Here is a 13572-nt window from a genome sequence, read left to right as displayed (position 1 = left end):
ACGGAGGACAGCCCCCTTCTTCGAGCACCCGAGTGTCTACGGACCCGAGGCCGCGAGGCCGCGAGGATCCCGGAGGACTACTTCACGACCGTGATGCGGTCGGTGGCCGGGGCCCGGAGCGGCTCGGCGGCCGACGAGTTAGCCGTCAGGTACGCGATGAAGACATCGAGGTCCGAGGCGCCGACGAGCTTGTTCGCACCGGTGGCCAGGACCGGGAAGCCGTCGCCGCCGCCCGTGAGGAACTCGTTCATCGCGACCCGGTAGCTCTTCGACGGGTCGAGGGGCTCGCCGTTCAGCCGCACCGAGTCGACCACGATCCGGTCGGCGCCCGCCTTCGTCATGTCCAGGGTGTAGGAGAAGTTCCTCGACACCTGGAGGATCTTGGGAGCCGCCAGGTTGGCGCCGCTGACCTGCTGCTGGAGCGCGGTGACGAGCTGGGCACCGGTCAGGTCGACCACGGTCATCATGTTGGTGAACGGCTGGACGGTGTACGCCTGGCCGTAGGTCACCACGCTGTCCGTGCCCTTGGTCAGCGGCGCGCGGACGCCGCCCGGGTTCATCAGCGCGAGCTGGGCGCCGCCCTTGTCGGCGGGGGAGAGACCCGCCAGCTGTGCGTCGGCGATGAGATTGCCCATCGGCTTCTCGATCACGCCGTCGGGGTTGTCGATGCTCTCGGCGATGTGGCCGACCGGGCGGTTCGCGATCGGCGCGGCCAGGGCCTTCCAGCGGTTGATCAGAGTGGTGATCTTGCCGTGCTCCTCCACGTCACGGGTGACGACGTGGTTCGCGGAGGCGACGGCGGTGCGGACGATGTCCTTCGTGCGCCGGTCGTAGGTGAGCGTCGTGTCGGTGTAGAGCCGGCCGAAGGAGGCCGCCGACGTGACCGTGCGCGGCTTGCCCGCCGGGTCCGGGATGGTGCACGCGTACGCCTGGTGGGTGTGGCCGGTGACCAGGGCGTCGACCTGCGGGGTGATGTTCTTGGCGATGTCCACGATCGGACCGGAGATGCCGGCGCCGGCGCCCGGCGTGTCGCAGTCGTAGTTGTACGCGCCGGAGGCGGGCAGGCCGCCCTCGTGGAGCAGTGCGACGATCGACTTGACGCCCTTGCGCTCAAGGACCTTGGCGTACTTGTTGATCGTCTCGACCTCGTCGCCGAACTTCAGGCCCTTGATGCCCTCGGCGGACACGATGTTCGCGGTGCCTTCCAGGGTGACGCCGATGAAGCCGATCTTGACGCCGTCGCGCTCCCAGATGAAGTACGGGTCGAGCAGCGGCTTGCCGCTCTTCTCGTCCGTCACGTTGGCCGCGAGGTACGGGAACTTCGCGCCCTTGAAGCGCTTGCCCTTCTCGTAGCAGCCCTCGGTCGGGTGGCAGCCGCCGTTCTGTATCCGGCTCAGCTCGCGGGCGCCCTCGTCGAACTCGTGGTTGCCCACCGAGCTGACGTCGAGCTTCATCGCGTTCAGCGCCTCGATGGTCGGCTCGTCGTGGAACAGCCCGGAGAGCAGCGGCGAGGCGCCGATCATGTCGCCCGCGGCGGCCGTGATGGAGTACCTGTGGCCCTTGCGGGCCTGCCGCAGATGCGTGGAGAGGTACTCGGCGCCGCCGACGTCCGGGACGAGCTCGGTCGTGCCGTCCGCCTTGAGGCGGGTGAGCCGGCCCGAGGAGCCGGTCGGCGGCTCGAGGTGGCCGTGGAGGTCGTTGAAGGACAGGAGCTGCACGTCGACCATGCGGCCCCAGCCCTTGCCGTTCGAGCCGTGCCGGTCCTGCGCGTCCTGCGAGGCGCCCGCGGGCAGCGCGGCGACGAGTGCGCCGACGGTGGCGAGCCCCGCGCCGACGGCGAGAATCCGCCGTGCCGTCCTGTTCTTCTTCCGTGTCGCTGCCATCGCTCCCCTGTCCCCGCGCCCGTTCCGGTGCGCCACTCGACTGCTGACGTGCCAGCGAAGCCTAGAGTCAACGCGCGTAGCGCAACAGGGGGTAGCGGGTTACGAGACAGTTGCCTTCGCCTTTCCCCGGGGCGGCCACGGCTCACCGTAGGCTCGGGTCCATGACTTCCGACGCGGCGCCGGCCCTCGAACCCGGACGGCAGATCCACACCTACGACGAGCTCACGCCCGAGCAGATCCAGGACGTACTGGAGCTGCTGGAGGCCGCGGACCGCTCCGACGGCGTGCACGCCGTCTCCGAGCAGGGCAGGCTCTACCTCCGGCACGGCGGCCGCGAGGGCGTGCGGCACTTCCTCCTCACCGTCGGCCCCCGGCTCTACGGCTACGCCCAGCTGGAGGAGACCGACCCCATCGAGGCCCCGGCCGCCGAGCTCGTGGTCCACCCGGGCCACCGCGGCCGCGGCCACGGCCGGGCCCTGGGCACCGCCCTGCTCGGCGCCTCCGGCAAGCGGCTGCGCGTCTGGGCGCACGGCGGGAAGTCCGCCGCCCGGCACCTCGCCCAGGTCCTCGGCCTGACGCTCTTCCGCGAACTGCGCCAGCTCCGCCGCTCCCTGAGCCCCCTCGACATCCCCGAGCCGGTCTACCCCGAGGGCGTCACGGTCCGCACCTTCGTCCCCGGCCAGGACGACGCGGCCTGGCTGGCCGTCAACTCCGCCGCCTTCGCCCACCATCCGGAGCAGGGCTCGCTGGTCCAGCGGGACCTGGACGACCGCATCGCCGAGCCGTGGTTCGACCCCAAGGGCTTCTTCCTCGCCGAAAAGGACGGCCGGCTCATCGGCTTCCACTGGACGAAGACCCACGCCGAGGAGCAGCTCGGCGAGGTGTACGTGGTCGGCATCCTGCCCGACGCCCAGGGCGGCGGCCTCGGCAAGGCCCTCACCGCGACGGGCCTGCGCCACCTGGCGGCCCAGGGCCTGCCGACGGCGATGCTGTACGTGGACGCCGACAACACGGCGGCGGTCACGGTCTACGAACGCCTGGGCTTCACCACGCACGAGGTGGACCTGATGTACCGCACGGAGTCCTGAACTCCCGTCACGGAGTCCTGACTCCCGTACGGAAGGGGGCGGTTGACACCGCCCCCTTCTTTGCACCACCCTTTCACTACTTGATTAGTGAAAGGGTGGTGCAAGAGATCGTGGTCGAGTACCGCATCGATCGGCGCAGCGGCGTCGCCACCTACCTCCAGATCGTCCAGCAGACGAAACAGGCCCTCCGGATGGGCCTCCTGGAGCCCGGTGACCGACTGCCCACCGCACGCGAGGTCGTCGAAGCGACGGCCATCAACCCCAACACGGTCCTCAAGGCCTACCGCGAGCTCGAACGCGAAGGCCTCGTCGAGGCCCGGCGTGGGCTCGGCACGTTCGTCCGCGCCACGCTCGGCACCGGCCCGGCCGACTCGCCCCTGCGCGGCGAACTCGCCGACTGGGCCCGCCGGGCCAGGACCGCGGGCCTGGACCGCGAAGACGTGGCCGCGCTGTTCACATCCGTACTGAAGGAACACTTCGAGGGGGACGACACATGACGAGAGACGGCATCACACTGCAGGCCGATCTCCTGGGCAAGACCTACGGAGGCAGAAGCGCCGGCTGGGCCCTCCGCGCCTGCTCCTTCGCCCTCCCCACCGGCCGCGTCTGCGCCCTCGTCGGCCCCAACGGCGCCGGCAAGTCCACCCTCCTCGCCCTCGCCGCCGGCCTCCTGCGCCCCACCGAGGGCACCATCGAGGCCCCGGCCCGCGAACACCTCGCCTACGTCGCCCAGGACAAGCCGCTCCACCCCCGGCTCACCGTCGCCGACACCCTGCGCATGGGACGCGAACTCAACCCGGGCCGCTGGGACGACGCCGCCGCCCGGCGCGCCCTCGCCGACACGCTCGACCCCAAGGCCGTCGTACGGACCCTCTCCGGCGGCCAGCGCACCCGCGTCGCCCTCGCCCTCGCCCTCGGCAAACGGCCCGAACTGCTGCTCCTCGACGAGCCGATGGCCGACCTCGACCCGCTCGCCCGCCACCAGCTCATGGGCCTGCTCATGGCCGACGCCGCCGAACGCGGCACCACCGTCGTCATGTCCTCCCACATCCTCACCGAGCTGGAGGGCGCCTGCGACCACCTCCTCCTGCTCCACGACGGCCGGATCCGCCTCGGCGGACCCGTCGACGAACTCCTCTCCGCCCACACCCTGCTCACCGGACCGGTCGCCGACCTCGCCCCGCACACCGTCGTCGAGTCCCGCACCACCGGCCGCCAACTCACCGCCCTCATCCGCCGCGAAGGCCCCGTCGAGGGCCCCTGGGAGACGCGGGACCCCTCCCTGGAGGACCTCCTCCTCGCCCACCTCCGCACCACCGAAGGAGCCCCGGCATGACCGCCCTCGCCCTGAGAGGCCCCTACTGGGTGACGGTCCGCCAGTACCGGCGCACCCTCTGGCTCACCGGAGCCGCCGTGGCCGCCTCCCTCGCCGTGGTCGGCGGACTGCGGATCTGGGAGGGCCGGGACCGGGCCTCGGCATCGTTCCCGTACGAGCAGCGCCTCGGCTACGACATGCTGCGCGGGGCCCTGGAGCAGCTCTCCTACGGCATGATCGCGCTGCCGCTGCTCGTCGGCGCCTTCGTCGCCGGCCCGCTCGTCGCCCGCGAGTTCGAGTCGGGGACGTACAAGCTCGCGCTCACCCAGTCGATCGGTCCGGCGGTCTGGCTGCGCTCCAAGCTCCTCACGGCGGCGGGCGTCTCCGTCGGCGCCACGCTCGCCCTGATCGCGGTCTACCGGCTGGGCTGGACCCGGGTCTCGACCTCCTGGGGCTTCCACTGGGCGGACCTCGGCCCGTACGAGGCGGGCGGCATCGTGCTCGTCGGGTACGCCCTGTTCGCCGTGGCGGTCGGCGCCCTCGTCGGCCAGCTGATCCGCCGCACCGTGATCGCCATGGCCGTGACCGGCGGCATCGTCGGCCTGACCATGCTCGCCCTCGGCGCCCTCCGCTGGAACCTCCTGGCCGTGGAGACCGTCACCGGCCCGGCGAAGGAGAACGCCTCCGTCGTCTTCGCACCCGACAACGGGATGCTCGTCGACCAAGGACTGCTCGGCGTCTCCGGAAAGCGCCTCTCCGGCTGGTTCTGCACCCCCGACACCCCGCCCGGCGCCGCCTGCCGCCCCGACGAGCCGATCGCCGCCCAGTACGTCGACTACCACCCCCAGTCACACTTCTGGCCCACCCAGCTCATCGAGAGCGGCATCCTGCTCGCCCTCGCCGCCCTGGCCGTCTACGCAGCCTTCCGCGTCCTGCGCGCCCGCCACCCGTAAAACATTCAAACGATCCCGGGGGCGGGGCCCGCACACGGCCCCGCCCCCGATTCCCGTACGTCATGTCGTCGTTACCGGCCATTCAGACGCGCTTGCGACGCTCACGCAATGAAGCGCTCCGTGACCCCGCCCGGCCGGGCGGCCCTTCCCAAAGGGAGACTTCCCTCCCCCACGGCCCGCTCCGACGCGCCCGACCGCCCCTTCGCGCGGAAGAATGGGGCCATGAGCCAGCAGCCCGCCGAGGTCCCGGTCCAGTCCTCCGCCCAGCAGTCCGCCCCGACGCCCGCCGCGCAGTCCGCCGACTCCATAGCCCCGCGCCGCGCGCAGGTGATCAAGGGAGCCGTCGTGACCGACATCGACGCGGACCTCGACACCGACCCGGACACCTACGAGGACGACGGCCCCCTCGGCGACGAGCTGCCGCAGGGACGCTTCCTCGACCGCGAACGCAGCTGGCTGGCCTTCAACGAGCGCGTCCTCGAACTGGCCGAGGACCCCACCACACCCCTCCTCGAACGGGCCAACTTCCTCGCGATCTTCGCCTCCAACCTCGACGAGTTCTTCATGGTCCGGGTCGCCGGCCTCAAGCGCCGCATCGCCACCGGCGTCGCCACCCGCTCCGCCTCCGGCCTCCAGCCCCGCGAGGTCCTGGACCTGATCTGGACCCGCTCGCGCGAACTCATGGCCCGGCACGCCGCCTGCTTCCAGCAGGACGTCGCCCCGGCCCTCGCCGACGAGGGCATCCACCTCATCCGCTGGCCCGAACTCACCGAGAAGGAGCAGGCCCGGCTCTTCACCCTGTTCCGGCAGCAGATCTTCCCCGTCCTCACCCCGCTGGCCGTGGACCCCGCCCACCCCTTCCCCTACATCTCGGGGCTCTCGCTCAACCTCGCCGTGGTCGTACGCAACCCGGTCAGCGGCCACCGCCACTTCGCGCGCGTCAAGGTTCCGCCGCTGCTCTCCCGCTTCCTGGAGGCGTCCCCCCAGCGCTACGTCCCCCTCGAGGACGTCATCGCGGCCCACCTGGAGGAGCTCTTCCCCGGCATGGAGGTGCTCGCGCACCACATGTTCCGGGTCACCAGGAACGAGGACCTGGAGGTCGAGGAGGACGACGCCGAGAACCTGCTCCAGGCCCTGGAGAAGGAACTCATGCGCCGCCGCTTCGGCCCGCCGGTCCGCCTGGAGGTCGAGGAGTCCATCGACCCCTACGTCCTCGACCTGCTCGTCCGCGAGCTGAAGGTCTCCGACGCCGAGGTCTACCCGCTGCCCGGCCCCCTCGACCTCACCGGCCTCTTCGGCATCGCCGGCCAGGACCGCCCCGAGCTCAAGTTCCCCAAGTTCGTCGCCGGCACCCACCGCGACCTCGCCGAGGTCGAGTCCGCGTCCGCGCCGGACATCTTCGCCGCCCTCCGCGAACGGGACGTCCTCCTCCACCACCCGTACGACTCCTTCTCCACCTCCGTACAGGCCTTCCTGGAGCAGGCGGCCGCCGACCCCGACGTCCTCGCGATCAAGCAGACGCTCTACCGGACCTCCGGCGACTCCCCGATAGTGGACGCCCTCATCGACGCCGCCGAATCCGGCAAGCAGGTCCTCGTCCTCGTCGAGATCAAGGCCCGCTTCGACGAACAGGCCAACATCAAGTGGGCCCGCAAGCTGGAAGAGGCCGGCTGCCACGTCGTCTACGGCCTCGTCGGCCTCAAGACCCACTGCAAGCTGTCGCTCGTCGTACGCCAGGAGGGCGAGCTGCTGCGCCGCTACTCCCACGTCGGCACCGGCAACTACCACCCGAAGACCGCCCGCCTCTACGAGGACCTCGGCCTGCTGACCGCCGACCCCCAGGTCGGCGCGGACCTCTCCGACCTCTTCAACCGGCTCTCCGGCTACTCCCGCCGCGAGACCTACCGGCGCCTCCTCACCGCCCCCAAGTCCCTGCGCGACGGACTCGTCTCCCGCATCACCAAGGAGATCGCCCACCACCGCGCCGGCCGGCCCGCCTACGTCCGGATCAAGGTCAACTCGATGGTCGACGAGGCCGTCATCGACGCCTGCTACCAGGCCTCGCGGGCCGGCGTCCCGGTCGACATCTGGGTCCGCGGCATCTGCGCCGTCCGCCCCGGCGTCACCGGCCTCTCGGAGAACATCCGGGTCCGCTCGGTCCTCGGCCGCTTCCTGGAGCACTCCCGGATCTTCGCCTTCGGCAACGGCGGCGAACCCGAGGTGTGGTTCGGCAGCGCCGACATGATGCACCGCAACCTGGACCGCCGGATCGAGGCCCTCGTACGGGTCTCCGACCCGGCGCACCGGGCAGCACTCACCCGGCTCCTGGAGACCGGGATGTCCGACACCACCTCCTCCTGGCACCTCGGCCCCGACGGGAACTGGACGCGGCACGCGACCGACCCCGACGGCCGACCGCTCCGGCACGTCCAGGAGATGCTCATCGACGCGCGGAGGCGCCGGCGTGCACAACCCTGACCAGTCGCAGGACATCTCGGCGGGCGAGGTCCTGGCCCCCTACCTGCACGCCCGGGCCGCGGACTTCCTCCGCGGCCTCCGGCTCCACGGCGAGAGCGGCTCCGACACGGCCGGCGCGGAGGAGGCGGCCCGCACGCTCCGCGGCGCCGCCCGCCGCATCAGCGGCACGCTCCACACCTTCCGGCCCCTCCTCGACCCGGCCTGGGCCGACCAGCTGCGCACCGAGCTCGCCTGGCTCTCCGGCACCCTCGCCCTCGAACACGCCTGCACCTCGCGGCTCGTCCGGCTCGTGGACGCCCTGTCCCGCCTGTCGAACGGCACCGGCGGGACGAACGGCGGACCCGTCCCGGCCGCCCGCGCCAGCGAGACCACCGGCCTCACCGTCGGCGCCGCCCGCGCCGGCGCCCTCCTGGAACGCCAGCTCACCCTCGCCCGGACCCGCGCCCACTCGGCCTCCCTCCAGGCACTGGGCTCGGCCCGCTTCCACGCCGTCGCCGACGCCGTCGCCCTCCTCGCCTCCGAGGTCCCGCTCGGCCCCGTGGGCACCGCCCCCGCCGCCGAGGTCCTGGACGCCCCCGCCGCCGTCGCCGAACGCCGCCTGCTGGACGCCGTCGCCGCGCTCCCCCTGACCCGGGCCGCGCACCCGTACAACGCCGACGCCCTGGCCCTCGCCACCGGAGAGACCCAGGACGCCCCCTGGCACCAGACCCGGCTCCTGCTCCGCCTGCACCGCTACGCCGCCGAGGCCCTCCACACCGCCGGCGAACCCGACCCCGTCCTCTTCGAGGCCGCCCGCGCCCTGGACCGCCACCGCGACGCCGCGGAAGCCGCCGCGGCCGCCGCCACCGCGGCCCGCACCCCCCGCATCGCCCCGGCGACGGCCTACGCCCTCGGCGTCCTCCACGCCGACCAACGCCACGAGGTCGAAGCCTCCCGCTTCGCCTTCCAGCACGCCTGGCACAGAACGACGGCACCGGTGTCATGACCGGGGAGCGCCGGGACACGGTCCGAGCCGCCGGCTGCGTCCTCTGGCGCCCGGCGCTTTCCGGCCACGGCATCGAGGTCGCACTCGTCCACCGGCCGAAATACGACGACTGGTCGCATCCCAAGGGGAAGCGGAAGCGGGACGAGTCGGCGGAGGCCTGCGCGCTGCGCGAGGTCCTGGAGGAGACGGGCCAGACCTGCTCCCTCGGCCCGCGCCTGCCGACGGTCCGCTACACGGTGGACGGGCGCCCGAAAGAGGTCGCCTACTGGGCGGGCCGCGCCCTCGGCGGCACGTTCACCCCGAACCGCGAGGTCGACCGACTCGTCTGGCTCCCGCCCGCGGCGGCCCACCAGCGCCTCACCCAGGCGCGGGACCGCGACCTCCTGAACGCGCTGACGGCGACGACGGCGGGCTAGCCGCCCCGCGTCCACCCTCACACCACCCGGGCCACGCGCCCGCGTACACCCTCACACCCGGGCCACGCGCCCGCGTGCACCCACGCACCGGCCCCCGCACCCGGCCTTCCGGCACGGTTCACTTTCCGTTCACTCTGTCCCGTCGACCGCTTCACCTGTTCTGCCTAATTTCGGCCTTACACGGTGCACAGAGCACAGCGACGCACCGCCAACCGACACACGCCGCCGTAGAACGATCGGGACACACGGTCCGCGACAGGGCGGCTTCTGGAAGGAACACCCGAAAGTGAAGCTTTCGCGCAAGAACGGGCTTCGCGCCTCCGCGATCGGTGCCCTCGTCGTCTCCGGTGCGCTCGTCCTCTCGGCGTGTGGCTCGGACAACAACACGGAGACTCCGGCCAAGGAAGGCGGCACGAAGGCCTCCGCCGCCGCCTCGAACATCGCCTGCGAGGGCGCCAAGGGCCAGCTCCTCGCCGCCGGCTCCAGCGCGCAGAAGAACGCGATGGACCTCTGGGTCAAGAACTTCCAGGCCGCATGCTCCGGCGTCGAGATCAACTACCAGGCCATCGGCTCCGGCGGCGGCATCACCAAGTTCAACCAAGGCCAGGTCGCCTTCGCGGGCTCCGACTCCGCCCTGAAGGACGAGGAGGTCGCCGAGTCGGCGAAGATCTGCAAGACCGGCAAGGGCGTCAACCTGCCCATGGTCGGCGGACCCATCGCCATCGGCTACAAGCTGGAGGGCGTGGACAACCTGGTCCTCGACGCCTCCACCATCGCCAAGATCTTCGACAACAAGATCACCAAGTGGAACGACCCGGCGATCGCCAAGCTGAACCCGGGCGCCAAGCTCCCCGACAGCACCATCCAGGCCTTCCACCGCTCGGACGAGTCGGGCACCACCCAGAACCTGGGCAAGTACCTCTCCACCGCGGCCGCCGCCGACTGGAAGCACGACCCCAAGTCGAAGTCGTGGCCCGCCCAGGGCGGCCAGGCCGCCAACGGCTCCTCCGGCGTCGCCACCGCGGTGAAGGACGCCGAGGGCTCCATCGGCTACTTCGAGCTCTCGTACGCCACCGCGAACAACATCTCCACCGTCAGCATCAACACCGGTGCCGCCGCCCCCGTCGCCGCCTCCTCGGAGAACGCCTCGAAGGCCATCGCCGCCGCCAAGGTCAAGGGCACCGGCAGCGACGTCGCCCTCTCCCTCGACTACGCGACCAAGGCCGAGGGCGCCTACCCGATCGTCCTCGTCACCTACGAGATCGCCTGCGACAAGGGCAACAAGGCGGAGACCCTGCCGACCCTGAAGGCCTTCCTCAACTACACCGTGAGCGAGGAGGGCCAGAAGGTCCTCGCCGACGCCGGCTACGCCCCGCTCCCGGCCGAGATCGCCGCGAAGGTCCGCGCGATCGTCCCCACCCTGTCCTGACCCCCGGCCGGGTCCGGCCCCCGCTCGGGGGCCGGACCCGGCATCCGGTGCACCGCCGCCAGGAGCCCGACCGTCCGCAAGGGCCCCGCAGACCGGAGAAGCAGATGGCTACCACCACACCAGACATAAAGAGGAGCCGGAGCGCCAGGAGCGCATCCCGCCCCGGAGACCGCGTCTTCAGCGGTCTGTCCCGCGGCTCCGGCATCACCCTCCTCGTGATCATGGCCGCGATCGCCGGCTTCCTCACCTACCGCGCCGTCCTCGCGATCTCGAAGGACAGCACGAACTTCTTCACCACCTTCGAGTGGAACCCGGCCGGTGACCCGCCGGTCTTCGGCATCGCCGTCCTCGCCTTCGGCACGGTCGTCTCGTCGGTCATCGCCATGGCCATCGCCGTGCCCGTCGCGATCGGCATCGCGCTCTTCATCTCGCACTACGCCCCGCGCAAGCTGGCCAAGCCGCTCGCGTACGTGGTCGACCTGCTCGCCGCCGTGCCCAGCATCATCTACGGCCTCTGGGGCGCGATCTTCCTCGTCCCGTACCTCGACGGCCTCAACAAGTGGCTGAACGAGTACTTCGGCTGGACGTACATCTTCGACAAGGCCAACGACGGCCCGGCCCGCAACCTCTTCACCGTGGGCATCCTGCTGGCGATCATGATCCTGCCGATCATCACCAACGTCACCCGCGAGGTCTTCCTCCAGGCCCCGAAGATGCACGAGGAGGCCGCCCTCGCCCTCGGCGCCACGCGCTGGGAGGTCATCCGCATGTCGGTGCTGCCCTTCGGCCGCTCCGGCATCATCTCCGCCTCCATGCTGGGCCTCGGCCGCGCACTCGGCGAGACCATGGCCGTCGCCGTGGTCCTCTCCCCCAGCTTCCTCATCTCGGGCCACCTGCTCGACCCCGGCGGCGGCACGTTCGCGCAGAACATCGCCGCCAAGTTCAACGAGGCCAACGAGTTCGGCCGGGACGCCCTGATCGCGTCCGGTCTCGTCCTCTTCGCCATCACCCTGCTGGTCAACGGCGCCGCCCGCTGGATCATCGGCCGCCGCAAGGAGTACTCGGGGGCCGCGGCATGAGCCACGCCATACAGGACCGTCCGGTCACGACGGTCAAGCGCACGGGCACGCTCTCCAGCGCCCGCCTCCCCCGCTGGACCCCGGCCGCCGTCGCCGCCGGCTCCATCGCGGCGGGCGCCGGCATCGGCGTCGCCGCCGGCTGGCACAGCAGGGTCCAGTGGGGCATGATCGCCGCGCTGCTCTTCGTCCTCACCACGTACGCGCTGACCACCAGGGTCGAAGGCAGCCGCCAGGCCAAGGACCGCGTCGCCACCAGCCTCGTCTGGGTCTGCTTCGTCCTCGCCGTCGTCCCGCTGCTCTCCCTCGCCTGGGTCACGATCAGCAAGGGCATGGACGTCCTCGACGGGTACTTCCTGACCCACTCGATGAACGGCGTCCTCGACGCCGAGGCCGGCGGCGGCGTCTACCACGCGCTGCTCGGCACCATCGAGCAGGTCGCCATCGCGACCGTGATCGCCGCCCCGATCGGCCTCCTCACCGCCGTCTACCTCGTCGAGTACGGCGGCGGGAAGCTCGCCCAGGCCGTCACCTTCTTCGTCGACGTCATGACGGGCATCCCGTCGATCGTCGCCGGCCTGTTCATCCTCGCCACCTGGAACCTGATGCTGGGCTTCGGCCCCTCCGGTTTCGCCGGCGCGATGGCCCTCGCCATCCTGATGATGCCGGTCGTGGTCCGCTCCACCGAGGAGATGCTCAAGCTCGTCCCGAACGAGCTCCGCGAGGCCTCCCTCGCCCTCGGCATCCCCAAGTGGCGCACCATCCTGAAGGTGGTCCTGCCCACCGCGATCGGCGGCATCACCACGGGCGTCATGCTCGCGGTCGCCCGCATCACCGGTGAGACGGCCCCGGTCCTGCTCCTCGTGTTCGGTACGAAGCTCATCAACCCGAACCCCTTCGAAGGCGCCCAGTCCTCCCTGCCGCTCTACGTGTACGAGCAGTACGCGGTCGGCACCGACGCGGCCGTGTCCCGCGCCTGGGCCGCAGCGCTCGTCCTGATCGCCTTCGTCATGATCCTCAACCTGGTGGCCCGCGGCATCGCCCGCTGGAAGGCCCCCAAGACCGGCCGCTGACCGCGGTCACCTCTGGAAGTGAATTGATATGGCCAAGCGAATCGACGTCAGCGGCCTCTCCGCGTACTACGGCGCCCACAAGGCGATCGACGACATCTCGATGACCGTCGAGCCCCGCTCCGTGACGGCCTTCATCGGCCCCTCGGGCTGCGGCAAGTCCACCTTCCTGCGCACCCTCAACCGGATGCACGAGGTCACCCCCGGCGGCCGCGTCGAGGGCAAGGTGATGCTGGACGACGAGAACCTGTACGGCACGAACGTCGACCCGGTCGCCGTACGCCGTACGGTCGGCATGGTCTTCCAGCGCCCGAACCCCTTCCCCACCATGTCGATCTTCGACAACGTGGCGGCGGGCCTGCGGCTCAACGGCAAGTACAAGAAGTCCCAGCTCAACGACATCGTCGAGAAGTCCCTCAAGGGCGCCAACCTCTGGAACGAGGTCAAGGACCGCCTGAACAAGCCGGGCTCCGGCCTCTCCGGCGGTCAGCAGCAGCGTCTGTGCATCGCCCGCGCCATCGCGGTCGAGCCCGACGTCCTGCTGATGGACGAGCCCTGCTCGGCCCTCGACCCGATCTCGACGCTCGCGATCGAGGACCTCATCGGCGAGCTGAAGGAGCGCTTCACGATCGTCATCGTGACGCACAACATGCAGCAGGCGGCCCGCGTCTCGGACCGTACGGCCTTCTTCAACCTGGCGGCCGTCGGCCAGCCCGGCAAGCTGATCGAGCTGGACGACACCGAGCGCATCTTCTCCAACCCGAGCGTCCAGGCGACCGAGGACTACATCTCCGGCCGCTTCGGATAGAGACTCGTCTACGGTGCTGCATGGCGGTGCCACCGTTAGACGAAGGGCCCGGCTCCCCCCAGGGGAGCCGG

At 71.1% G+C, this 13572-nt stretch carries 12 protein-coding genes; 11 read left to right on the top strand and 1 reads right to left on the bottom strand.

Translation table 11 applies throughout. From position 1 onward, the window contains the following. Nucleotides 1–77 precede the first annotated feature (77 nt). Entirely contained in the window at nt 78–1883 is a 1806-nt protein-coding gene (locus tag ACF09E_RS20720; protein ID WP_392206445.1) for a bifunctional metallophosphatase/5'-nucleotidase, read from the bottom strand. A 161-nt stretch (nt 1884–2044) separates the two neighbouring features. On the opposite strand from ACF09E_RS20720, the gene mshD reads away from it, so the two are divergent. The 11 genes from mshD to pstB all read left to right on the top strand — a co-directional run bounded on the left by mshD (nt 2045) and on the right by pstB (nt 13501). Further along, the gene (gene mshD / locus ACF09E_RS20715; protein WP_392206444.1) at nt 2045–2971 is read left to right on the top strand and encodes a mycothiol synthase; all 927 of its coding nucleotides are present in this window, start codon (nt 2045–2047) and stop codon (nt 2969–2971) included. Between the two features lie 110 nt (nt 2972–3081). After that, on the top strand, nt 3082–3468 hold the full coding sequence (locus ACF09E_RS20710) for a GntR family transcriptional regulator (RefSeq protein WP_388794004.1): 387 nt from the start codon (nt 3082–3084) through the stop codon (nt 3466–3468). Continuing rightward, complete coding sequence (locus tag ACF09E_RS20705) at nt 3465–4307, top strand: ATP-binding cassette domain-containing protein (RefSeq protein WP_392206443.1); 843 nt, start codon at nt 3465–3467, stop codon at nt 4305–4307. Before ACF09E_RS20710 ends, ACF09E_RS20705 begins: the two co-directional genes overlap by 4 nt. Beyond that, complete coding sequence (locus tag ACF09E_RS20700; RefSeq protein ID WP_392206442.1) at nt 4304–5239, top strand: ABC transporter permease; 936 nt, start codon at nt 4304–4306, stop codon at nt 5237–5239. Before ACF09E_RS20705 ends, ACF09E_RS20700 begins: the two co-directional genes overlap by 4 nt. Nucleotides 5240–5347: 108 nt before the next feature. Beyond that, entirely contained in the window at nt 5348–7717 is a 2370-nt protein-coding gene (locus ACF09E_RS20695; protein WP_392206441.1) for an RNA degradosome polyphosphate kinase, read from the top strand. Then, nucleotides 7704–8702: a CHAD domain-containing protein gene (locus ACF09E_RS20690; protein ID WP_392206440.1), complete on the top strand. Its 999-nt coding sequence runs from the start codon at nt 7704–7706 to the stop codon at nt 8700–8702. The genes ACF09E_RS20695 and ACF09E_RS20690 overlap by 14 nt, the downstream gene beginning before the upstream one ends. Further along, nucleotides 8699–9118, top strand: a complete 420-nt coding sequence (locus tag ACF09E_RS20685; protein ID WP_392206439.1) for an NUDIX hydrolase — start codon at nt 8699–8701, stop codon at nt 9116–9118. Before ACF09E_RS20690 ends, ACF09E_RS20685 begins: the two co-directional genes overlap by 4 nt. A 286-nt stretch (nt 9119–9404) precedes the next feature. Next, nucleotides 9405–10547, top strand: a complete 1143-nt coding sequence (gene pstS / locus ACF09E_RS20680; RefSeq protein WP_361848514.1) for a phosphate ABC transporter substrate-binding protein PstS — start codon at nt 9405–9407, stop codon at nt 10545–10547. A gap of 104 nt (nt 10548–10651) precedes the next feature. Beyond that, nucleotides 10652–11626: a phosphate ABC transporter permease subunit PstC gene (gene pstC / locus ACF09E_RS20675; protein ID WP_392206438.1), complete on the top strand. Its 975-nt coding sequence runs from the start codon at nt 10652–10654 to the stop codon at nt 11624–11626. Continuing rightward, nucleotides 11623–12696 (top strand): phosphate ABC transporter permease PstA, encoded by a 1074-nt coding sequence (gene pstA / locus ACF09E_RS20670; RefSeq protein ID WP_392206437.1) that lies wholly within the window; start codon nt 11623–11625, stop codon nt 12694–12696. Before pstC ends, pstA begins: the two co-directional genes overlap by 4 nt. A gap of 28 nt (nt 12697–12724) precedes the next feature. After that, nucleotides 12725–13501, top strand: coding sequence for a phosphate ABC transporter ATP-binding protein PstB (gene pstB, locus ACF09E_RS20665; protein ID WP_121830846.1), 777 nt, complete (start codon nt 12725–12727; stop codon nt 13499–13501). The last annotated feature ends 71 nt before the right edge of the window (nt 13502–13572 follow it).

This window comes from Streptomyces sp. NPDC014891 (assembly GCF_043081085.1).
Classification (GTDB): Bacteria; Actinomycetota; Actinomycetes; order Streptomycetales; family Streptomycetaceae; genus Streptomyces.
This window is presented reverse-complemented; position numbering and strand designations above follow the sequence as displayed.

Bases quoted from the DNA above. Each gene is read 5' to 3' on its own strand.
- ACF09E_RS20720 (WP_392206445.1), bottom strand. From the start codon at position 1,883: ATGGCAGCGACACGGAAGAAGAACAGGACGGCACGGCGGATTCTCGCC.
- mshD (WP_392206444.1), top strand. From the start codon at position 2,045: ATGACTTCCGACGCGGCGCCGGCCCTCGAACCCGGACGGCAGATCCAC.
- ACF09E_RS20705 (WP_392206443.1), top strand. From the start codon at position 3,465: ATGACGAGAGACGGCATCACACTGCAGGCCGATCTCCTGGGCAAGACC.
- ACF09E_RS20700 (WP_392206442.1), top strand. From the start codon at position 4,304: ATGACCGCCCTCGCCCTGAGAGGCCCCTACTGGGTGACGGTCCGCCAG.
- ACF09E_RS20695 (WP_392206441.1), top strand. From the start codon at position 5,348: ATGAAGCGCTCCGTGACCCCGCCCGGCCGGGCGGCCCTTCCCAAAGGG.
- ACF09E_RS20685 (WP_392206439.1), top strand. From the start codon at position 8,699: ATGACCGGGGAGCGCCGGGACACGGTCCGAGCCGCCGGCTGCGTCCTC.
- pstC (WP_392206438.1), top strand. From the start codon at position 10,652: ATGGCTACCACCACACCAGACATAAAGAGGAGCCGGAGCGCCAGGAGC.
- pstA (WP_392206437.1), top strand. From the start codon at position 11,623: ATGAGCCACGCCATACAGGACCGTCCGGTCACGACGGTCAAGCGCACG.
- pstB (WP_121830846.1), top strand. From the start codon at position 12,725: ATGGCCAAGCGAATCGACGTCAGCGGCCTCTCCGCGTACTACGGCGCC.